The organism is Bacillus coahuilensis m4-4 (genome assembly GCF_000171615.1).
GTDB classification, from domain to species: domain Bacteria; phylum Bacillota; class Bacilli; order Bacillales; family Bacillaceae_K; genus Bacillus_T; species Bacillus_T coahuilensis.
The window spans coordinates 2501-22488 of record NZ_ABFU01000013.3; the positions used below are offsets into that span (position 1 = coordinate 2501).

Here is a 19988-nt window from a genome sequence, read left to right on the forward strand (position 1 = left end):
AGGCGTAGGCGATGGACAACAGGTTGATATTCCTGTACCACCTCTCTTCCGTTTGAGCAATGGAGGGACGCAGGAGGATAGAGTAAGCGCGCTGCTGGTTATGCGCGTCCAAGCAGTTAGGCTGATGATGAGGCAAATCCCATCATCGTGAAGGCGGAGCTGTGATGGCGAGGGAAATGTCCCGAAGTTCTTGATTCCACACTGCCAAGAAAAGCTTCTAGCGAGGAAGAAGGTGCCCGTACCGCAAACCGACACAGGTAGGCGAGGAGAGAATCCTAAGGTGATCGAGAGAACTCTCGTTAAGGAACTCGGCAAAATGACCCCGTAACTTCGGGAGAAGGGGTGCTTCTTAGGGTGAATAGCCCCGAGAAGCCGCAGTGAATAGGCCCAGGCGACTGTTTAGCAAAAACACAGGTCTCTGCAAAACCGTAAGGTGACGTATAGGGGCTGACGCCTGCCCGGTGCTGGAAGGTTAAGGGGAGTGCTTAGCGCAAGCGAAGGTGCGAACCGAAGCCCCAGTAAACGGCGGCCGTAACTATAACGGTCCTAAGGTAGCGAAATTCCTTGTCGGGTAAGTTCCGACCCGCACGAAAGGCGTAACGATCTGGGCACTGTCTCAACGAGAGACTCGGTGAAATTATAGTACCTGTGAAGATGCAGGTTACCCGCGACAGGACGGAAAGACCCCGTGGAGCTTTACTGTAGCCTGATATTGAATTTTGGCACAGCTTGTACAGGATAGGTAGGAGCCATAGAAACCGGAGCGCCAGCTTCGGTGGAGGCGCTGGTGGGATACTACCCTGGCTGTGTTGACATTCTAACCCACACCCGTGATCCGGGTGGGAGACAGTGTCAGGTGGGCAGTTTGACTGGGGCGGTCGCCTCCTAAAAGGTAACGGAGGCGCCCAAAGGTTCCCTCAGAATGGTTGGAAATCATTCGTAGAGTGTAAAGGCACAAGGGAGCTTGACTGCGAGACCTACAAGTCGAGCAGGGACGAAAGTCGGGCTTAGTGATCCGGTGGTTCCGCATGGAAGGGCCATCGCTCAACGGATAAAAGCTACCCCGGGGATAACAGGCTTATCTCCCCCAAGAGTCCACATCGACGGGGAGGTTTGGCACCTCGATGTCGGCTCATCGCATCCTGGGGCTGTAGTCGGTCCCAAGGGTTGGGCTGTTCGCCCATTAAAGCGGTACGCGAGCTGGGTTCAGAACGTCGTGAGACAGTTCGGTCCCTATCCGTCGTGGGCGTAAGAAATTTGAGAGGAGCTGTCCTTAGTACGAGAGGACCGGGATGGACGCACCGCTGGTGTACCAGTTGTCTTGCCAAAGGCATCGCTGGGTAGCTATGTGCGGAAGGGATAAGTGCTGAAAGCATCTAAGCATGAAGCCCCCCTCAAGATGAGATTTCTCTTTCTTTGAAGTAAGACCCCTGAAAGATGATCAGGTTGATAGGTTCGAGGTGGAAGTATGGTGACATATGGAGCTGACGAATACTAATCGGTCGAGGACTTAACCAAAATAATCTAACACACGATATTCAACGTATCTTCATGAACTTTATCTAGTTTTGAGAGTACAACGTACTGTCAAACTGAATATGTATGGTGGCAATAGCGAAGAGGTCACACCCGTTCCCATACCGAACACGGAAGTTAAGCTCTTCAGCGCCGATGGTAGTTGGGGGCTTCCCCCTGTGAGAGTAGGACGTCGCCGTGCAACTGATAAAACAGTCTATCTTTAGAGATAGGCTGTTTTTTTTTATACAGCAGACTGATTCGAAGCATGCTACTTATTTATTTTTAATATTTTGAAAATATATATTGTAACTATATATTTTATTTGAAATAATTGTATGTAATATCATGTGGAAAGTTGGGAGGACGTATGAAAGCTAAACGACTGTTTGGTGTATTTGTACTATTTTTTATGTTGGCTGCTTGTGGGCCTAGAGAAGTTCTTAAAATAGGTACTCCGTTTAAAGATGACGGCCAGGAAGGTGTCGAATATGAGGTAGAAGTAAAAGACGCTGAACTGATTGAAGAGCTACGGGTCTTATTAGATGGTGTAAACGTAGAAGCAACTTCACCTGGAGAGGATTTTACAGCTGATATGACCTTTAAAGTAGATAGACCAGAAGAACATACGGGCGTGGATGTTACGTTTGTTTGGTTCCAGGAGGATGGGTCATCGGTTATTCATCATCCGTACGGCTCCTATTATGTTTTAGATAAAGAGAAAACCGAAAGAATGAGAGAGATTACTCAACAATAGGTTAGTTGTATTAGAGTTCTCACGGAAAAGTTTATCGCTACGGTTCCTATTGTCTTTTACCCTATCCAACATAGCAGAGATCTAGAGTAGAGTTGCTTATATAGCAGCTTTTTTTATATCCCTTTATGTCCTTCTTACCTCTTGTGTCGACCCTTCTGACGGTATAATAATGCGGCAGCATCCCTTTTTATCTACCTGATTCTAAAGATGGAAAGAAGAGAGATATATGAAGAAATATGGTTCTTTAGGGTTATTGGTTCTTGGCGGTATATTAATGGTGTTAAGTAATGGGAAGTTTTTATTGGCGTCGGCAGCATGGGTATTTCCGGTGTTGTTTTTGTTTGCGATAAAAGAATGGAATTGGAAAGTTGCGGTGGTCGCTCTCGGTGTGGTGACAGCTGTAAGTAATCAACTTAGCTTTCATGGTATGCTTCCAAGCTTGCCGATTCCATTCTTTGAATATATCCCAGCCATGGCAGGGTTTCTTTACGCGATTCCGTTTATCCTTCAAAAGATTGCATTTCAAAAATCTCATAGGTTTATAGCCACACTGATACTGCCGAGTACGTATGCATTAGTAGATTATGCGAATAAATATATTAATCCATATGGAACGTTTGGTCTTTTGGGCTATTCTCAGCATGGGAATTTACCTATATTGCAAGTAGCGTCCGTAGTGGGAGTGACGGGTATCCCATTTATCATTATGTGGACAGCATCGATTGTCTATTGGCTAAGTTTAGCTGGGAAGCGACAATCGAAACGGATCGTTATCGGAGTGTTGCTGACTGCGATGTTAGCCATTGTTATAGGAGGTGGCTTGCGAGGGAGTGTAGCGTCAGATGCTCCTACAGTGCTTACTTCAGGAATTCATACCGTTGATCGAAATGATGCAGAGGTGCTGGAGATCTATAATCTCCATGAAAAGGATTTGAATGACTTTTTACAGAAGAGTGAAGAACGGATGGATGAGCTCATTGAACTGACCACAGAGGAGGCACGGGGCAGGGGCGAAGATTATTCATCATTCTGAAGGGGCCATTGTGATGGATGTGTCTCAAAAGACATTGTACCTGGAGCGTCTTGGTGAAGTAGCCAAAGAGTGGGGTGTGTACATTCTTACGGTCCCGTATATATTTACAGGAGAAGACGCTCAGAATGAAAATGTTTTATATATAATAGACACTTCTGGGGAAGTGGCATTAGAGCATTATAAGTATGGTGGGAACATGGTAGAGAATACGGTATTAGGAGATGGAACGATTCACTATGTTGATACCGAGTATGGACGGATTTCTGGGATTATATGCTGGGATAAGGATTTTCCTGCTGTTGTAGATCAAGTAGGAGAGAAGGATATTGATATTTTATTTATTCCTTCAGCTGATTGGAGGGAGATTTCACCGTATCATACAATAGTCGGAACACTTCGAGGGGTGGAAAACGGTGCAAGTGTCGTTACACAAACCATGAACGGGTTGTCCTTAATAACCGATGATCGAGGACGTGTGCTTGCCAAAATGGATTACTTCACAACAGGTCACTGGGTCATGAGAGGGTATGTACCAACAGAAGGTAGTGCCACACTTTATTCTCTGTGGGGGAAATATTTATGGGCTTGTACTATAATAATAGTATTGATTACGTTTTTCTCTCTCTTTTTAGTAAGAGAGAAAATGGCGAAGACTAAAAGGAGTTCCTATGAAACTAGGTCTTGTGTGTACGAATGAGAACCGGGAAACGGTGTTAGAGAAAATTCATTCCATCGGGATAGAAGTATATAAGAAGGCGGATCTATATGGGGTGGAAGAGGGACTTCATGAAGAGTTCCTTCCATGTATTGTGTTCCGTATGGATCAGTTGGAGGAGCTCGTGGATTTACTTCAATCGTTTACAGGGAGTGCATCATCATCCAAGGTCGTTGGGATGTACAACGAGGAATTTTATGTGGTTGATCACGAGCAAGTCCTCTACTTTAAAGCCACTGATTTGACAGTGGTCTGCCACACGGCATCGGAGGAATACCGTGTAAAAGAAAAGCTGTATCAACTAGAAGATCGATTACCGAGTGACCGATATATTAAGGTGAACCGATCGTTTATCGTAAATATTGATAGGGTTGTGAAAATTATCCCATGGTTCAACCGCAGATTACTACTTAAGTTTGACCAGTCCAAAAAAGAAGTCGAAGTGTCTAAAAATTACGTGGGACATTTTAAAGAGTTTTTAGGAATGAGGTAGGTCTGTTATGAAGAAATATTTTCTAGAAGCGTTAGTGTTATCGGTGATTCTAGGGGTTTTCATACGAGTGAGTGCATTGCTCATTTTAGGAGAGCCGTTGTTTTCAAGCATGGAGAGTTATGTAGTTAGTATTCTCATTGCAGTGATTTCTTGCGTAGGATCGTTTCTTTTACATGTAAATGTGTTGTCTAGCAGGGAGTATTCCTTCTGGGTAAAATATGGGGGTACGGCCTTGTTTATTTTCTTCGTTTATTTAGTAGGAAACCTTTATTTTGGAGGTTGGGTGATAGTGAAAGAGATTGGATTCTACTTATATGGGATGGTTATTCTGTTGATTTCTTTGCCGTTTATCTATCAATTAGATAAGCGGGTTCAAGTGTATCATGTTTTTTTAGAGAGAAAAAAACTTGGGAAAGAATAGTGTTCGGTCCGCACGAAGCTTCTAGCCTCATGCTTTTTTATGAGTAAATTATAGTATGACCAATTTGCTCCATTCTCCTTGAGTGAGCGCTTATTTTAATTAGAAAAAAAGATTGCTTGTACCTTCAGTATTTGAAATAATTGGAACTACACTTTTAAACTACTACTACAATTGGAGGGAAATTACGATGAAAGAAACTTGTTTTGGCTGTAGACTAGTGAATAAAGAAGAGCCTGTCCATATGATCTGGGAAAATGACTATGTGTCTTGCTTTTTAGATCATCTACCGTTTAATGATGGCCATGTTTTGATTTTACCGAAGAAGCATGTGAGGTACCTTCATGAGATGGATGAGACAGCATTAATGGAAGTAATGGGGGCAGTACAGTTGATTTCGGCGGGTGTTCACCAGGCATTTGAGCCAGACGGAATCACCATTTGCCAAAATGGGGGTTCGTTTGATGAGCTAACTCATTTTCATATGCATGTGGTACCACGATGTAAGGGACAGGATTTTGCCGAATTTTATATGGAGGATACGGAAGAGGCAGCAGCAAATTCTACTAGGTTATTAGAAACTAAAGATAAGCTGGTCAAGGCCATATTACATTGTGAAGTAGGTGTAAAATGAACAAAATCATGTTGATTGGTTCAGGGGGAGGCGGGAAAGTCGACGTTTGCTAGACAGCTCGGTCAGACATTGAACATCCCCGTTTATCATTTGGATAGCTTGTTATGGAAGCCAAATTGGGTATTATCGACAAGGGAAGAACAACGTGCCATCCAATCGGAGCTAGTAGAGAAGGAATCTTGGGTAATCGACGGGAATTATTCGGCCACAATGGATATTCGCTTACAAGCAGCGGATACCATCATTTTCATCGATTTACCTGCGTATCTCTGTGTGTACCGAGTCATAAAAAGAAGATTTCACTATCACAATCAAACACGACCTGATATGAGAGAAGGCTGCAACGAGCGGCTGGATTTAGAGTTCGTGAAATGGGTGTGGAGATTTCCCCGTGATAAGAAGCCTCATTTAATAAAGAAGCTTTTGGAATATGAGAAGGATAAAAACATTTATGTATTAAAAAGACAAAAAAGAGGTTCAAGGCTTTTTAGATACAGTATAAAAGAGATTTTCAATAGAGGTGGAATTGTGAATATAAGTATACATCAACAGTAGCTTTTATTGGATGGACAGTATTACAGTACGATATTGATGGGAGGATCAATCCAGGTTTCCTTTAACATAAAATAATAAGAAGAAATTGTCTAATTTAAGCTTTGGTTTGGCCGAATAATCTTAAGGGAACCTGTTATAATAATTGAAAATCAACTATTTAAATAGAATACTAGCTTTACTTCAAAAGCAGTTATCTGCAACTATAGTTACGTGGTAATAGCTGAAGTGGTCCACTTTACAATCTTCATTAGAGGGAATTGTCTTATTTTCAAGCATCTCTTCCTCCAACGCTTTTTCATAGATTTGATTCAACAAGTCTATTTTTAAATCCATCTTTTCTTCAAAATGTCTTCCATGTACAACCAGACCCGTTTTGGTATCCAAGCTTTGGGTGCCATGCAATCCATATTGCATTTCCACTCTAAAACATTAGGTCTTTCTCTTGGAGGATCCCAGTCACCAGAGATAACATCCCAAGAGCATCCGCTTAGTCCTATTAAGCTAACAACATACCATGTCTTCCAAATATTATTATTCCTTCATTATACCTTCTTCTCCTATACATAGACGAATAGATTGTTAAAATGTTACATGTAATGAAAAGAAAAATAAAAAAGGAGGAAGGAAGATGTTAGTCATTGGTCTGCTGCTAGTTCCGCTATTTCTATTTTCCCTCTACATCTCGTTAAAATTCACGTGGGGGAAGGCTGGGAAAAGTGAAGAAGGAAAGGCGTTACTCCATCGTTCCTATGTATGGTCTGCTCCAATATTCCCGATTGGATGGCTGCTGCTTGAGTCCTATCACAAGTACATACAGGTTCTTCACTTTGAAACGTATCGAACAACGATTTGGATACTTGTTCTTCTCATCTTTATCATTCAAGGAGCCTTTATCTTCAGAAATAAAAAAAGTGTATCTCCCGTTATATAACTGTTGAAATGACAAACATTATGTAAAATAGACGGAATCTTTGGTAAAATATAAGGGGAATACAGGTAGAGGAGTAATGAACATGAAGAAGTCATCTTTGAAACTTATCCTATTAGCCATGATTACATTCGGTTTAATGGTAGCGTGCGAAAATACTCAAGAAATTGAAGCAGATAAAAACTCGTCAGAACAATCAGTTGAGTACGATGTGATAAGAGATGTTGCGGAGCAATACCTTTTGAAAGCAGGATGGAATACGAGCGGAGATTGGAATTCTGCAACGATTACAATCGATATAGTAGAAGACACTGCCATAGTAAAAGATACTAAGTACCTCGGAGAAGAAGTGTATCATGTGTCACTAGATGATCCCTCTATTACAGCATCACCGGTTGTATTAGTGGATCCAGAAACAAAAGAAGGAATCGGATTTATTCCAGGTGAATAAAAAAAGGATTGATTTGGAAAAGGTTTTCCTTTAAAACTATAAAAATTCTACCTACATTGGGGACGTAGATTCTCCTAATGAAATGTTCGGAAAAACGATGTCAATTCCAGATACATTACTATCCAAGTACGTTCACCTGGTCACCGACCTTTCCTTAGAAGAACAGGCAATGGATCGGGATTTAGAAAATGGGGTGCTTCACCCAAGAGATGCCAAAATCTTTCTAGGAAGAATCAAGTCCAAGACTTTCAACATCACATCACATTTGAGCTGGATGTAATAATTGGGGTAGGAAAGCGTAAGTTCCATAAGGTGACGAGGGGAAGGTGATACAGTATGAAACAGGTGACGATCAAACAAGCTACGGAACGAGAAGTGCCTGGCATTGTGGATGTGTGTACGAGAGCGAACTGGAACACATACAAGAGCATTTATTCAGAAGAGTATATCCAGAAAGTGATCGACACCTATTATCATGAAAAACGAGTGCTACAGGAGGTAGGGGCTCCATCAAAAGAGTGGGGTGGCTATTTTGTAGCAATGGATGGAGACCGTTATTGGTGCGGGTGGTGGCGGGTTAGTGAGTGAATCCTCTGCTGAAATATACGTTCTGTATATGGATCCAGACCGCCGTAGTGAAGGGATTGGATCTCAAATTTTAGAGGTACTCACTGACCAACAACGAGCTTTTGGTGCTAAAGAGCAATGGGTGTCAGTTGCGAAAGGGAACGCGTTGGGGATTCCATTTTACGAGAAGAAAGGCTTTGTTTTTGATTCAGAAGAAGTGGAGAATGAGCATAATGAGGTTCCTGTGTTGAGATATAAAAGAAGGCTAGAAGGGAACACGTCAAGTTACTTCCAGTTCCTTGACATGTAAGTAGGAGTATGTTAGTTTTGTAACAACACTTACAAGTAAATATTCTCTCTCTTAGAATAGAGGTGCGAGTATGATGAGTCACTCATAGGAGGGTTATGGGCCCTGTGATTATGAGCAAAAGGCATACTTGCCGAAATGAAAAGTAGCCCTACTACTTTTTGTTGGGACAGCATTTAAGAGATGCTGTACTGTCACAAATCGATCATTTGTGGAGAACTATTGAGGAGATGTTAATACTTTAATCTGATATGAACACCTTAACGGTTGTTCTTGTGATTAAGCCCGTATGAACATCACTTCATACGGGTTTTTTGTTATTTTCATAGACCCCATACTTTTCAATAGCCAGAGGAGAAATAGAATAAATTGGAGGGTGATAATGGTGAATGTACAATCGAATCATAGAATGAATCAGCAGGGTGTACTAGAAATCGATGGTGTGACGTCAACAGAGCTTGTGAAACAATACGGAACACCTCTTATGGTCTATAACGAAACAGTAATTCGTCAAAATTGCCGTGAATTTAAACAAACGTTTGATCAAAGTGGATTAACCTATCAAGTGGCCTACGCGGGGAAAGCATTTCTTTGCATGGACATGGTTCGTCTAGTAAAAGAAGAAGGAATGAGTCTAGACGTTGTCTCTGGAGGAGAGTTATATACAGCCTTACAAGCAGGATTTCCAGTAGAGCGCATTCACTTTCACGGAAACAATAAGTCAGTAGAAGAGTTAGAGATGGGCATTGATGCAGGGATAGGCTGCTTTGTAGTGGATAATTTTATTGAATTAGAATTATTGCATGAGCTTGCGGCAGAACGCGAGCAGAAGGTGAATATCCTTTTACGTGTCACGCCTGGTGTAGAAGCCCATACCCATGATTATATTATGACAGGTCAGGAAGACTCTAAGTTTGGTTTTGATGTTGGAAACGGTCAAGGGAAGCTAGGCGTACAGCTAGCCCTTCAAAAACCATATTTTCATCTCCTTGGTGTCCACTCACACATTGGATCGCAAATCTTTGAGACAGAGGGCTTCCAGTATGCAATTGAAGTGCTGGCACGCTTCTTACAAGAAGTGCATGAAGAATCAGATGTTGTTATGAGTGTCTTAAACGTAGGGGGCGGCTTCGGAGTTCGTTACACGGAAGAAGATGAACCGTTACCAATCCGTGAGTATGTAAAAAGCATTACAGAAGCGGTCAAATTTTCATTCGGCCAACTGTGCTATCCTACGCCAGAAATCTGGGTTGAGCCAGGTCGGAGTATTGTAGCAGAGGCCGGAACCACTCTTTATAAAATAGGAACACAAAAGAACCTACCAGGAATTCGTAAATATGTAGCGATTGATGGAGGCATGACCGACAACTTACGTCCTGCTTTATATAAAGCTCGCTATGATGCCCTTTTAGCTAACCGTGCAAATGAAGAACGAACGGAAGTCGTCAGCATTGCAGGGAAGGCATGTGAATCAGGGGATATGCTCATTTGGGACATCGCCCTTCCACCGGTTCGGATGGGAGACACACTTGCTGTATTCAGTACGGGAGCTTACGGGTATAGTATGGCGAATAACTACAACCGCACCCCAAGACCGGCCGTTGTGTTTGTGAAAGAAGGAGAGTCTCGCTTAGTCATTAGACGTGAATCATATAGAGACTTGGTGAGAAATGATGTTTTGCATCATGGTGTGAAGGCAGTTGTTAAAAGTCAATAACTCATTATTAGCGCTCGGGATGCCCTGAGCGCTTTGTTTTTTGCAAGGAAAGCTACTTCACTATCGTAAAGCAGGATTTAAAAATATACATAAGTTCCTATTTAGAATTTGTTCATTAAAGATAGTACTAGACATCTATACTAAGAGATGATATTTAACGAAGTACATCCAAAGGACACCCACATTAGGAATCTATATGATATGGTAGTTATAGGGAATTTCTTGAGGGTGTCAACTTATATGAAAGGGGTTGTTGTGTTGAAGAAGATTGTTCTAGTATTTTTATTGACATCAATCCCATTTGGTTTGGCTATGTGGATTATCTTTTTTGTATTTTAAACTGGGTGTTTATACAGGAATTTTCTTCGGGTCTTTAATGACGTTACTACTAGGGATAATGCATTTAGTCACTACTAGGAAAGAGGGGGGATCATTTACACATTCTGTAAAACAAAAATGTGAAATTCAAGTACAATTGAATTACGAAGATGTGTATCAAATTTGCCTGTCCTCTTTCAATCAATTACATAGGGTAAATATAGTTCAGCAAGAAAAAGAGAATGGACTGCTAGTAGCAAAAACACGAATGAGCCTTATGACATGGGGAGAAAATGTTACCATTCATATACTTGAAGCCAAGGAAGAAGAGTTAAGCATAACTATTCAAAGTACTCCGTTCCTTCCCACCACTATTGTAGATTATGGTAGAAACTATGCAAATGTCCGTTCTCTTTCAACTTACATTGAGCAGGAAATCCATAAAACCATTTAAACAAACGTTTGATTAAATTTTTAGAGGCATTGAGAATTAGAAATGGAATCCCTCATTCGTTGTATTCTTCTGCTTTAAAAAGAAGACATGATACACTTCGTTTTATGGAGTATATGATAAAAGAATGTAATCAATTTCTGATAAAATAAGTCTGACTTCTCGGAATACTATTATTTTTTCTGTACTATTGACCCTCTTAGTTGTGGGTGGTAAGATACTCTCTATTAACTTCATAATCTACACCTTGTATATGCACGAGAATATGGCTCGAGCGTCTCTACCAAACTACCTTAAATAGTTTGTCTACAAGGATTATAAAATAAGGTTCTTCCTTTTTTATTTTCCTTTTATTCAAATGATGGTAGTTCTTCAAGTACGACATCAGGAGGGAAATAAAAGATGAGGAACTTTTTTCAATTTCAAGAACGTCAGACGTCTTACAAACAAGAAACACTAGCAGGAATTACGACGTTTTTATCACTTGCGTATATTCTAATTGTTAACCCCATTATATTAAGTGAATCCGGTATGGATCAGGGAGCGGTCTTTACAGCGACTGCATTATCAGCGATTGTTGGTTCTTTATTAATAGGATTCCTAGCAAATTATCCAATTGGGATAGCGCCCAGTATGGGTCTTAACTCCTTTTCACGTACGGAGTTTGTATCGGAATGGGGATCCCGTGGCAAACAGCCCTAACAGCTGTCTTTATCGCTGGTGTTTTATTTATGATTTTAAGCGTGTTAAAAATACGAGAAAAAATTATAAATGTGATACCGAAGGATTTAAAATTTGCCATTGCTGCAGGAATTGGATTTTTTATCTCGTTTATCGGACTAAAAAATGCCGGCATCATCGTCGGAAACGAAGCCACTTTTGTTAGCATAGGAAATATTACAGCGCAACCCACAATCCTTGCTGTCGTAGGACTGCTCATTACCGTATTTCTTATGGTAAAAGGTGTTCGTGGAGGAATCTTCTACGGTATCGTCATTACGACTATTATTGGTATGTTAACAGGTATGATTAACCCGCCGAAGGCTGTTGTTGGGGAAGTACCAAGCTTAGCACCAACCTTTGGAGTGGTGTTTGACTACTTGCCGAACATATTTACCCTAGATGTTATGACGGTGATCTTTACCTTTTTATTTGTAGCCTTCTTTGACACAGCAGGGGCTCTTATTGCAGTAGCGAGCCAAGCAGGTTTAATGAAAGATAATGAAATTCCAAATGCAGGGAAAGCTCTACTTGCTGATTCCACTTCTGCGGTAGTAGGTTCAGTCTTAGGAACATCCACAACGGCTTCCATGGTGGAGTCTTCTGCAGGTATTGCAGCAGGAGGACGGACAGGATTTACGTCCATCGTTATTTCTATCTGTTTCTTTATTGCGATGTTCTTCTCCCCGTTACTAAGCGTTGTCACAAGCGAGGTAACCGCACCTGCTCTTATTATTGTCGGTGCCCTAATGGCAACTGAGGTTCGTCATATCTCATGGGACAAGCTTGAAAGCTTTATCCCAGCATTCATGACAATCCTGATGATGCCATTAACGTTCAGCATTGCAACTGGGATCGCTGTAGGATTTATCTTGTACCCAATCTGTATGATAGCAAAAAAAGATTTTCGCACGGTTCATCCAATCATGTACACTCTTGCGATTGTATTTGTGGGATATTTTATTTTAATGTAAAAGAATAGTGAAGGAGGGAACAGAAGTAGAAGGATCTGCTTCTGTTTTTTTCGATTTGTTGGGGTTAGATTCAGGGAGAAAGAAGTTAGAGAGACCTTTTGGGGTGCTGGCGGGGAACTGAGCGCGGAGGAGAGATGTATTGCTGGAAATTGACTGTCGTGCCGTCCGCGCCACCAAGTTGGAAAAGGAAAGCACAGGTAAGTTAGATTTTGGCGCGTGTCGAGTGCTTCTAGACGCGAGTTCAGTGCTTCCAAACGCAAACCACCCTCACCCAGACGCAAGGTATCCCCAACTAAGCGCCATAAGAAAAAAATCCGTCCGCGCCAAAACTCCAAACGAAATACCACAAGCTCTACCCAAAAAACTAAAAAGGCCGAGACGCCTCTTGCTACCTCAGCAAGAAACCTCACAGCCTCAACAATCTCCTTAAAGTGGAACCAACATCACTGGCCAATCGTTCATAGCCAAGCTCTGACAAGTGTAGCCCATCATCTACATACAATCGTCTTCGCAGCGATACGGGGTCGGTCATCCACAAATCGAACAAAGGAACAAACGTAGCACCATATTCGGCGGAAAGTCGGCGAACCACACCACCGTATCTTGCCAATGTGGCGTTTCTTCTTGCATGCTGTTGCTCTTCGTCTACAGGAAGAGGGGGGAGTAGAACGACTAGGCAGTTAGAGGAATTAGTCATCTCTTCAATCATTCTTCTGATATTCCTCTCGTAAACTGCCAGTTCGACTGTTTTATGAATGGCTGCATCATTGGCACCAAACAAGATTACGATGGCATCAAAGCCTATCTTGAGTACATCGGTAATCCTTTCAGCTCCACCGTTTGTATTCTCTCCAGGAATCCCTTCGTTAATCCACTTCACCGCACCCCTTGGTATTTTCTCGTCTAGTTTTTCAACAAACGTGTTTTCTGCCGTAATACTATCTCCCATTAAAATGACACGTTTCATTTGTCTCTTCACCTCGTATATTAAAGGAATAATGAATCATTGGTTTGTAATTAGGATGATTTTTAATAAAGTCCATTATAAGAGAGGCCATATCCTTGGTGCTTTCTCGAACCGTTCGACCACTGGCAAGCATTTCATAGCCATTACTCCCCAGCGCTCGGTATTCACTCATGGTCACCTCGTATTGTTTATCGGGAGCAAATGGTTCGCCGAGAATGGAGTGAATCTTGATGCGATGACCTGTTTCTTTTCTTGGATCAATTTCGTAGGTAAGGCCATCCCACATATCATATAGATAATGAGGGAAATGCCTGGATAGAGTCAGCTTGGAATCCTTCCATATAAAATATGTCGCCGATCGTTCTAGTGCCTGTTTAATCGCATGTCCCGTTATCTCTTTTACCACTAATCGGTTCCTGTAGCTGTAATTATGAAGGATATGTTTGACTTTAATTTGTTTTGGAAGTCCATACGTATCTTCGTGAAAAATGGCCGCAACAGATAGCTTTGTTTTCATGGCTGATTTTTGCACATCGTGAAGAAATTGAACATATGGATGTGGGCGAGTACACGCTTCTAAATGGTTCGTAATAAGAAGGGGTGCATGCAAAGTACCCACTGTACTGTCCAACCAGTAGGACACTTTTTGATTCCGACTTTTATATAAATGGAAGGTTTCGGAATGGATGCTTTCTTGTTGGCCATCTATTACCGTGGCAGAGGAGTGTACCGTTGTTCCACTTAGTTCTACACATATTTCCCCAACAAACCCACCGTGACTTCCAGGTTGAACAATTGTTACTCCGTGATGTTTCTCGACTAATGTGTAGTGCTCATGCCCTGTTAAGAGTACGTGAAATCCTGGGACCTCTTGGCAGAGTCGAATACCTGCATTGCCAGTTAGTCCTTCTTCACTAAGTCCCCCGTGATAGGCAAGGACGATGATGTCTGGAGCTTCAGTATCCTGTAGTTTCTTTACCCACTCTTTGGCACATGTAACAGGATCAAGAAATTGAATACGCGCATCTATGTTCGTCCAAAATGGAGTATGATGATGGGTAAGTCCCAGTACAGCAACACTTACACCATTGTGAAATGTTTTAATAAAATAGGGCTCACCGAAGAAGGGGGTACCTGAGTCTCTATGGACCACATTAGCCGCAAGCCAAGGGAAGTCAGATGCTTGTTCGTTTTGCTTTAAGTAGTCTAGGCTAAAATCAAATTCGTGGTTACCTAAGACCGCCCCGTCGTATTTGAGGAGGTTCATCACTTCAATTATGGGGTGGGTATGCTGCATTTTATTTTGATAGTAAAAGGTAGATAGGTGATTTCCTTGTAGAAAATCACCATTGTCGATAAGGAGTAGAGAGCCTTCTTGTTGTTTTGAAGCGATGTAGCTGGCAGTACGAACGAAACCTTGGGTGGTTTCTTCTGTTTCATAAGCAATTTGACCATGTAAGTCGCTGGTTAACAGGATCGTTATGCTCTTCCTTGTGTTCTCTGCCAGAGGGTGTTTAGACAATTTTTACTTTTCCGCAATTCTGGCATTTGCGATAAAATTTCCCGTCTTCCATCCGCGACTTAAACTTATTATTACCGCATTCACATCGGCCACTATGTTCATCTGGCTCATCTTTATAATACACAATCACTTCTTTTTCTTCGTTATCCACTTTCTTCACTCCTAACGCTTTCCCATTTCTGATAAAAGAGGAATAGAGTACCTGTTACAATATAACCAACAAGATAGCCTCCTAACACATCACTAGCGTAATGATCCCCGTGTACAAGTCGACTCATTCCCACAAAGAGGACGAGTAACGAACAGGCACTATATAATAAAATTCTAATGTCTTTTCTTTTAAGCTCTGTCGATACGATATAACAAATTAAAAAGAATAGAATAAAACTCATTGTACTATGTCCACTAGGAAAACTGTACCCATCATCTAGTGCTCCGATGGGGCGATCTCTTCCTATTACCACTTTTAATCCCTTATATGCATAATAGCCTACGGCAAGGGAAGAAACCATATAGGTCACTCTTCTGTAGTTTTTTTGTTTCCACCATACATAAAGAATAAGAGCAATGCCTGTACCGCCTATAAATAGACTAGAACCCATAAAATACAAAAAATGTTACCCATTGATGGGACAAAAGAAAAGAGGCAATAGACTCATCCCACAGAAAAGGAGAATCTGATACGATAAAGGCAAGAAATATAAATACAATGCTGGATAGAATAATGGAACTAGCTTTCAAGGATTCTCCTCCTTTCATAATCGATTATAGTAAAATTTAGGAAGAAAAAGTAATAAAAAATTCTAAATTTCCCTTTTGACTTAAAAATAAAAGGGAATTCTAGTACAATAAAGACTTATATTTTGTTTTAGAAAGGAGCGATGAGTTTGCTAGATAACGGCTTATTAATGGTAGTTATTATTCTTTTGATTAACATTGTCTATGTCTCCTTTTTTACCATTAGGATGATTTTAACGTTAAAAGGATATCGATATGTAGCGGCGTTCGTTAGTATGATCGAGGTTGTCATCTATGTAGTAGGACTTGGGCTTGTGTTGGATAATTTGAATGAAATCCAAAATCTTGTCGCCTATGCGGTTGGATATGGTATTGGTGTCATTGTTGGAATGAAGATAGAAGAGAAGTTAGCTCTCGGCTATATTACAGTCAATGTGATTACGAAGGAATATGATCGTAATTTACCAAAAGAATTAAGGGAGCTTGGATACGGTGTGACGAACTGGGCTGCAAATGGACTTGAAGGAGACCGAATGGCGCTACAAATTTTAACACCACGGAAATATGAACTAAAGCTCTATGATACAATAAAAGAGCTAGACCCTAAAGCGTTCATCATGACGTATGAGCCAAAAGCGATACATGGCGGGTTCTGGGTAAAAATGTACGAAGAGGAAAGTTGAAAGTATGAGTAAAAAGAACTTTGAAGTGCTACCGAATGAAACGATTGATCAATGCTTAGACCGAATGAAAAAGGAAGGCTACATTCCTGTAAGACGAATGGAGAAACCCATCTTTAAAGAAGTTTTGCATAACGGTTTAAAGGGTTATGAGCCTATTTCTTCGAAAATTATCTTTGAAGGTCGGAAAATTTCGGATTAAACACGAACATTCGTTTATACAACCATATTAATGTTCGATTTTTGTTGACAAGTTAAATTGCTGCCTGTTATGATGTAGGTGCAAATGAAGTACGTAATTAAATACCCTCATATATCCATGGGAATAGGGCCCATAAGTTTCTACCCAGTTACCGTAAATGACTGGACTATGAGGGAAAGTAGCGCAGGGCGCACGGCATTTTTTGCTGTATTATACCCCTTAGGTATCTTACTTTCTCTCGTATTAGAAAGAAGACATCTAAGGGTTTTTTATTATTGACCAACAAGGGGGGAAATGCATGAGTTCGCTAGTGGGAGTAATTATGGGAAGTACATCCGATTGGGATACGATGCAAGAAGCCTGTAAGGTGCTAGATGAATTTCATATTCCATACGAGAAAAAAGTGGTGTCTGCTCACCGCACACCAGATGAAATGTTCACCTATAGTAAAACAGCTCGTGAGCGAGGAATCAAAGTGATTATTGCTGGTGCGGGTGGGGCTGCTCATTTACCTGGTATGGTAGCGAGTCAAACGACACTTCCCGTCATAGGTGTACCGGTTCAATCCAAAGCGTTAAATGGACTGGATTCTCTCCTATCCATTGTTCAAATGCCAGGGGGAATACCTGTAGCTACAGTAGCCATAGGGAAAGCTGGAGCAAAAAATGCAGGATTATTAGCTGTCCAAATGCTAGGTAGCTTCCATGAAGAGATTGCTAGCTTATTAGATACATATAGAGAAACCATGAGAACAGCCGTCGCGGAAAGTAGTGATGAGCTTGTCTACTAAATTCATTCCACCAGGCAGCACCATTGGGATTATTGGAGGGGGACAATTAGGGAGAATGATGGCGCTTGCAGCCAAAGAGGCAGGATACAGAATTTGCGTTCTAGACCCATCTCATGATTGTCCCGCGGCTCAAGTAGCTGATCATCATATTAAAAGGGGATACCATCATCAAGAAGGGTTATCCCAACTAAAAGAATTATGCGACGTCATCACGTACGAATTTGAAAACATCGATGCGGATGCTCTTGATTGGTTAGAAGAACATGCATACTTACCTCAAGGAGCTAACATGATTCGGGTTACGCAAAATCGTATTGAAGAAAAACGCCGCATAGCGGAAGCAGGGGTCCCATTAGTACCCTATTCTGTTATTCATTCTGTAGAAGAAATTTATGGTAATATAAATGGCGTGTCCTATCCAGTCGTGTTAAAAACGGCAACAGGTGGTTATGATGGGAAAGGTCAACTAGTCATTAGACAATGGGATGATATAAAGAATAGTGAAGATTTGTTACACTTTGGACCATGTGTGCTAGAGAATTGGATTGATTTTGAAAAGGAGATTTCCGTCATTATTACAAGAGGGACAGATGGAGAGACTACCCTATTTCCAATTGGAGAAAATATCCACAAGGATCATATTCTACATCAAACAATTGTGCCGGCTAGAACGAGTGAACAAGTGAAGGATAAAGCCATTTCCTATGCAAAAAGGATTGCGACTGAACTTGAGCTTGTTGGGACGTTAGCGGTCGAAATGTTTGTCACGTCATCAGGTGAAGTGTTTGTGAATGAACTAGCTCCAAGGCCACATAATTCAGGTCATTACACTATAGAGGCTTGCGTGGTTTCACAATTTCACCAACATATTCGCGCCATTTGTGGGTGGCCATTAGGTTCGACAGAGCTTTTAAGTCCTGCCATCATGACGAATATTTTAGGCGAACATATGGAAGGAGTTTTACACCATATTCCGACTTCTCCAAGTTGGTCTATTCATTTTTACGGGAAAGACCAAGTGAGAAAGGGAAGAAAGATGGGGCATATGACGCTATTGACAGAAGATCTAGCTGCAGAACTTAAAAGGATAGATGATACAGGGATTTGGACAATGCAGAAGGTTATGGAGGGATAATAATGATTGAACGTTATACACGTCCTGAAATGGGCAAGATTTGGACTGATGAGAATCGATTTCAGGCATGGTTAGAAGTAGAAATTCTAGCATGTGAAGCATGGGCAGAACTTGGAGATATTCCAAAAGAAGATGTAGCTAGACTAAGAGAGAACGCAAGCTTCAACATCGATCGAATTAAGGAAATCGAAGAAGAAACGCGTCATGATGTCGTTGCTTTTACACGTGCGGTGTCAGAGACCTTAGGTGAAGAGCGGAAGTGGGTTCACTACGGATTAACGTCTACAGATGTAGTAGATACAGCGTTATCGTATGTATTAAAACAAGCCAATGAAATTTTACTAGGGGATCTTGAGCGCTTTATTGACATTATTAAACAAAAGGCGGTTGAGCATAAAGACACGGTGATGATGGGACGTACACACGGGGTCCATGCAGAGCCTACTACATTTGGGTTAAAGCTTGCACTATGGTATGAAGAGATGAAGCGTAATCTGGACCGCTTTAAAGATGCAGCCACTGGTATTGAGTTTGGGAAAATTTCAGGAGCAGTTGGAACGTACGCCAATATTGATCCTTTCGTTGAGCAGTATGTGTGTGAAAAGCTTGGATTACAAGCAGCTCCTGTATCCACTCAAACCTTACAGCGCGATCGTCATGCACACTATATGAGCACGCTAGCCTTAATTGCAACAAGTATTGAAAAGTTTGCCGTAGAAGTTCGTGGGTTGCAAAAGTCTGAAACGCGTGAAGTGGAAGAGTTTTTTGCGAAAGGGCAAAAAGGCTCAAGTGCCATGCCGCATAAACGGAATCCTATTGGATCAGAGAATATGACCGGTATGGCTCGTTTAATTAGAGGATATATGCAAACATCGTATGAGAATGTTCCTTTATGGCATGAGCGTGATATTTCTCATTCATCAGCTGAGCGTGTCATTCTTCCAGATGCGACCATTGCTCTGAATTATATGCTGAATCGTTTTGGGAATATCGTGAAGAACTTAACTGTTTTCCCAGAAAATATGAAGCGCAACATGGATAGAACATTAGGGTTAATTTACTCTCAGCGTGTTCTCTTAGCTCTTATTGATAAAGGCCTTGTACGTGAGGAAGCATATGACACTGTTCAACCCCTTGCGATGCAAGCATGGGAAGATCAAGTTCATTTCCGTACACTTGTAGAACAAGATGAGAAGATTCAATCTCTTTTATCTGCAAGCGATATAGATGATTGTTTTGATTACCGTTACCACCTTCAGCATGTGGATACCATCTTCAAACGCGTAGGATTAATCGAGTAGCTATCAAAAAACTTCATAGGGTGAGGATATAGGGTCCTTTCCCTTTTTTTATCTAAAATAGTATAAAGAACATTCCGAATGTTCGGTGAACGGGGGAGCG

General features: G+C 41.4%; 23 protein-coding genes, 2 rRNA genes, 2 pseudogenes and 3 riboswitches (1 of these 30 cut by a window edge). Of the genes and pseudogenes, 21 read left to right on the plus strand and 6 right to left on the minus strand.

Going from position 1 to position 19988, the window contains the following annotated elements; translation table 11 throughout:
• The 9 genes and pseudogenes from M44_RS02595 to M44_RS19815 all read left to right on the plus strand — a co-directional run.
• Nucleotides 1-1518 (plus strand): 23S ribosomal RNA (locus M44_RS02595) (it extends 1410 nt beyond the left edge of the window).
• 83 nt (nucleotides 1519-1601) lie between these two features.
• Nucleotides 1602-1717 (plus strand): 5S ribosomal RNA (rrf, locus tag M44_RS02600).
• Between the two features lie 168 nt (nucleotides 1718-1885).
• The gene (locus tag M44_RS02605) at nucleotides 1886-2272 is read left to right on the plus strand and encodes a hypothetical protein (RefSeq protein WP_010170642.1); all 387 of its coding nucleotides are present in this window, start codon (nucleotides 1886-1888) and stop codon (nucleotides 2270-2272) included.
• A gap of 226 nt (nucleotides 2273-2498) precedes the next feature.
• On the plus strand, nucleotides 2499-3305 hold the full coding sequence (locus M44_RS02610; RefSeq protein ID WP_010170643.1) for a hypothetical protein: 807 nt from the start codon (nucleotides 2499-2501) through the stop codon (nucleotides 3303-3305).
• A 13-nt stretch (nucleotides 3306-3318) separates the two neighbouring features.
• Nucleotides 3319-4002: a carbon-nitrogen hydrolase family protein gene (locus tag M44_RS02615; protein WP_010170644.1), complete on the plus strand. Its 684-nt coding sequence runs from the start codon at nucleotides 3319-3321 to the stop codon at nucleotides 4000-4002.
• Nucleotides 3974-4513 carry a LytTR family DNA-binding domain-containing protein gene (locus tag M44_RS02620; RefSeq protein ID WP_010170645.1) on the plus strand — a complete coding sequence of 180 codons (540 nt, stop codon included), beginning with the start codon at nucleotides 3974-3976 and terminating at the stop codon, nucleotides 4511-4513. Before M44_RS02615 ends, M44_RS02620 begins: the two co-directional genes overlap by 29 nt.
• 7 nt (nucleotides 4514-4520) lie before the next feature.
• On the plus strand, nucleotides 4521-4934 hold the full coding sequence (locus M44_RS02625; protein WP_010170646.1) for a hypothetical protein: 414 nt from the start codon (nucleotides 4521-4523) through the stop codon (nucleotides 4932-4934).
• A 187-nt stretch (nucleotides 4935-5121) separates the two neighbouring features.
• Nucleotides 5122-5565: an HIT family protein gene (locus tag M44_RS02630; protein ID WP_010170647.1), complete on the plus strand. Its 444-nt coding sequence runs from the start codon at nucleotides 5122-5124 to the stop codon at nucleotides 5563-5565.
• Nucleotides 5562-6120: pseudogene (locus M44_RS19815) on the plus strand (DNA topology modulation protein). Before M44_RS02630 ends, M44_RS19815 begins: the two are co-directional and overlap by 4 nt.
• A 180-nt stretch (nucleotides 6121-6300) precedes the next feature.
• Here M44_RS19815 and M44_RS02640 read toward each other — a convergent pair.
• Nucleotides 6301-6534: a hypothetical protein gene (locus M44_RS02640; RefSeq protein WP_029326695.1), complete on the minus strand. Its 234-nt coding sequence runs from the start codon at nucleotides 6532-6534 to the stop codon at nucleotides 6301-6303.
• Nucleotides 6535-6748: 214 nt separating this feature from the next.
• On the opposite strand from M44_RS02640, the gene M44_RS02645 reads away from it, so the two are divergent.
• The 7 genes and pseudogenes from M44_RS02645 (at nucleotide 6749) to M44_RS19825 (ending at nucleotide 12553) form a co-directional block, all read left to right on the plus strand.
• Complete coding sequence (locus M44_RS02645; RefSeq protein WP_010170650.1) at nucleotides 6749-7051, plus strand: hypothetical protein; 303 nt, start codon at nucleotides 6749-6751, stop codon at nucleotides 7049-7051.
• Between the two features lie 82 nt (nucleotides 7052-7133).
• Nucleotides 7134-7499 (plus strand): hypothetical protein, encoded by a 366-nt coding sequence (locus M44_RS02650; protein WP_010170651.1) that lies wholly within the window; start codon nucleotides 7134-7136, stop codon nucleotides 7497-7499.
• Nucleotides 7500-7835: 336 nt separating this feature from the next.
• The gene (locus tag M44_RS26715; protein WP_010170653.1) at nucleotides 7836-8087 is read left to right on the plus strand and encodes a hypothetical protein; all 252 of its coding nucleotides are present in this window, start codon (nucleotides 7836-7838) and stop codon (nucleotides 8085-8087) included.
• Nucleotides 8080-8376 (plus strand): GNAT family N-acetyltransferase, encoded by a 297-nt coding sequence (locus M44_RS26720; RefSeq protein WP_010170654.1) that lies wholly within the window; start codon nucleotides 8080-8082, stop codon nucleotides 8374-8376. The genes M44_RS26715 and M44_RS26720 overlap by 8 nt, the downstream gene beginning before the upstream one ends.
• Before the next feature lie 49 nt (nucleotides 8377-8425).
• Nucleotides 8426-8603, plus strand: a riboswitch (Lysine riboswitch).
• A gap of 155 nt (nucleotides 8604-8758) precedes the next feature.
• Nucleotides 8759-10090: a diaminopimelate decarboxylase gene (gene lysA / locus M44_RS02665; RefSeq protein WP_420167087.1), complete on the plus strand. Its 1332-nt coding sequence runs from the start codon at nucleotides 8759-8761 to the stop codon at nucleotides 10088-10090.
• Between the two features lie 328 nt (nucleotides 10091-10418).
• On the plus strand, nucleotides 10419-10862 hold the full coding sequence (locus M44_RS02675) for a hypothetical protein (RefSeq protein WP_010170657.1): 444 nt from the start codon (nucleotides 10419-10421) through the stop codon (nucleotides 10860-10862).
• A 224-nt stretch (nucleotides 10863-11086) separates the two neighbouring features.
• Nucleotides 11087-11188: riboswitch (purine riboswitch) on the plus strand.
• Nucleotides 11189-11261: 73 nt separating this feature from the next.
• Nucleotides 11262-12553, plus strand: a pseudogene (locus tag M44_RS19825) (NCS2 family permease).
• A 406-nt stretch (nucleotides 12554-12959) separates the two neighbouring features.
• Here M44_RS19825 and M44_RS02690 read toward each other — a convergent pair.
• From M44_RS02690 to M44_RS27280, 5 genes are read right to left on the minus strand one after another with little or no spacing between them, the layout of a single operon-like run.
• On the minus strand, nucleotides 12960-13520 hold the full coding sequence (locus M44_RS02690; RefSeq protein ID WP_010170661.1) for an SGNH/GDSL hydrolase family protein: 561 nt from the start codon (nucleotides 13518-13520) through the stop codon (nucleotides 12960-12962).
• Nucleotides 13492-15042, minus strand: coding sequence for a bifunctional metallophosphatase/5'-nucleotidase (locus M44_RS02695; protein WP_010170662.1), 1551 nt, complete (start codon nucleotides 15040-15042; stop codon nucleotides 13492-13494). Before M44_RS02695 ends, M44_RS02690 begins: the two co-directional genes overlap by 29 nt.
• Nucleotides 15035-15193, minus strand: a complete 159-nt coding sequence (locus M44_RS27275; RefSeq protein WP_010170663.1) for a DUF8096 family protein — start codon at nucleotides 15191-15193, stop codon at nucleotides 15035-15037. Before M44_RS27275 ends, M44_RS02695 begins: the two co-directional genes overlap by 8 nt.
• A complete protein-coding gene (locus tag M44_RS02705) occupies nucleotides 15186-15644 on the minus strand; it encodes a phosphatase PAP2 family protein (protein WP_237705191.1) in 459 nt (152 codons plus the stop codon). The genes M44_RS27275 and M44_RS02705 overlap by 8 nt, the downstream gene beginning before the upstream one ends.
• Nucleotides 15634-15783 (minus strand): hypothetical protein, encoded by a 150-nt coding sequence (locus M44_RS27280; protein WP_010170665.1) that lies wholly within the window; start codon nucleotides 15781-15783, stop codon nucleotides 15634-15636. Before M44_RS27280 ends, M44_RS02705 begins: the two co-directional genes overlap by 11 nt.
• 140 nt (nucleotides 15784-15923) lie before the next feature.
• Between M44_RS27280 and M44_RS02715 the strand changes: the two genes are divergently transcribed.
• From M44_RS02715 to purB, 5 genes are all read left to right on the plus strand, one after another.
• The gene (locus tag M44_RS02715; RefSeq protein WP_162013634.1) at nucleotides 15924-16463 is read left to right on the plus strand and encodes a DUF2179 domain-containing protein; all 540 of its coding nucleotides are present in this window, start codon (nucleotides 15924-15926) and stop codon (nucleotides 16461-16463) included.
• A gap of 4 nt (nucleotides 16464-16467) precedes the next feature.
• Nucleotides 16468-16662: an NETI motif-containing protein gene (locus tag M44_RS02720; RefSeq protein ID WP_010170667.1), complete on the plus strand. Its 195-nt coding sequence runs from the start codon at nucleotides 16468-16470 to the stop codon at nucleotides 16660-16662.
• A gap of 87 nt (nucleotides 16663-16749) precedes the next feature.
• Nucleotides 16750-16851, plus strand: a riboswitch (purine riboswitch).
• Between the two features lie 109 nt (nucleotides 16852-16960).
• Nucleotides 16961-17452: a 5-(carboxyamino)imidazole ribonucleotide mutase gene (gene purE / locus M44_RS02725; RefSeq protein ID WP_010170668.1), complete on the plus strand. Its 492-nt coding sequence runs from the start codon at nucleotides 16961-16963 to the stop codon at nucleotides 17450-17452.
• Nucleotides 17436-18587 carry a 5-(carboxyamino)imidazole ribonucleotide synthase gene (gene purK, locus M44_RS02730; RefSeq protein ID WP_040365307.1) on the plus strand — a complete coding sequence of 384 codons (1152 nt, stop codon included), beginning with the start codon at nucleotides 17436-17438 and terminating at the stop codon, nucleotides 18585-18587. Before purE ends, purK begins: the two co-directional genes overlap by 17 nt.
• A 2-nt stretch (nucleotides 18588-18589) precedes the next feature.
• The gene (gene purB / locus M44_RS02735) at nucleotides 18590-19888 is read left to right on the plus strand and encodes an adenylosuccinate lyase (RefSeq protein ID WP_010170670.1); all 1299 of its coding nucleotides are present in this window, start codon (nucleotides 18590-18592) and stop codon (nucleotides 19886-19888) included.
• Nucleotides 19889-19988: the final 100 nt, after the last annotated feature.

Excerpts from the sequence above, each read along its gene's own strand:
- M44_RS02640 (WP_029326695.1), bottom strand. The coding sequence starts at position 6,534 with ATGCAATATGGATTGCATGGCACCCAAAGCTTGGATACCAAAACGGGT.
- M44_RS02605 (WP_010170642.1), top strand. The coding sequence starts at position 1,886 with ATGAAAGCTAAACGACTGTTTGGTGTATTTGTACTATTTTTTATGTTG.
- M44_RS02620 (WP_010170645.1), top strand. The coding sequence starts at position 3,974 with ATGAAACTAGGTCTTGTGTGTACGAATGAGAACCGGGAAACGGTGTTA.
- purK (WP_040365307.1), top strand. The coding sequence starts at position 17,436 with ATGAGCTTGTCTACTAAATTCATTCCACCAGGCAGCACCATTGGGATT.
- M44_RS02705 (WP_237705191.1), bottom strand. The coding sequence starts at position 15,644 with ATGGGTTCTAGTCTATTTATAGGCGGTACAGGCATTGCTCTTATTCTT.
- M44_RS02630 (WP_010170647.1), top strand. The coding sequence starts at position 5,122 with ATGAAAGAAACTTGTTTTGGCTGTAGACTAGTGAATAAAGAAGAGCCT.
- M44_RS02615 (WP_010170644.1), top strand. The coding sequence starts at position 3,319 with ATGGATGTGTCTCAAAAGACATTGTACCTGGAGCGTCTTGGTGAAGTA.
- M44_RS02715 (WP_162013634.1), top strand. The coding sequence starts at position 15,924 with ATGAGTTTGCTAGATAACGGCTTATTAATGGTAGTTATTATTCTTTTG.
- M44_RS26715 (WP_010170653.1), top strand. The coding sequence starts at position 7,836 with ATGAAACAGGTGACGATCAAACAAGCTACGGAACGAGAAGTGCCTGGC.
- purB (WP_010170670.1), top strand. The coding sequence starts at position 18,590 with ATGATTGAACGTTATACACGTCCTGAAATGGGCAAGATTTGGACTGAT.
- M44_RS02650 (WP_010170651.1), top strand. The coding sequence starts at position 7,134 with ATGAAGAAGTCATCTTTGAAACTTATCCTATTAGCCATGATTACATTC.
- M44_RS02645 (WP_010170650.1), top strand. The coding sequence starts at position 6,749 with ATGTTAGTCATTGGTCTGCTGCTAGTTCCGCTATTTCTATTTTCCCTC.
- M44_RS02625 (WP_010170646.1), top strand. The coding sequence starts at position 4,521 with ATGAAGAAATATTTTCTAGAAGCGTTAGTGTTATCGGTGATTCTAGGG.
- M44_RS02610 (WP_010170643.1), top strand. The coding sequence starts at position 2,499 with ATGAAGAAATATGGTTCTTTAGGGTTATTGGTTCTTGGCGGTATATTA.
- purE (WP_010170668.1), top strand. The coding sequence starts at position 16,961 with ATGAGTTCGCTAGTGGGAGTAATTATGGGAAGTACATCCGATTGGGAT.
- M44_RS02720 (WP_010170667.1), top strand. The coding sequence starts at position 16,468 with ATGAGTAAAAAGAACTTTGAAGTGCTACCGAATGAAACGATTGATCAA.
- M44_RS02690 (WP_010170661.1), bottom strand. The coding sequence starts at position 13,520 with ATGAAACGTGTCATTTTAATGGGAGATAGTATTACGGCAGAAAACACG.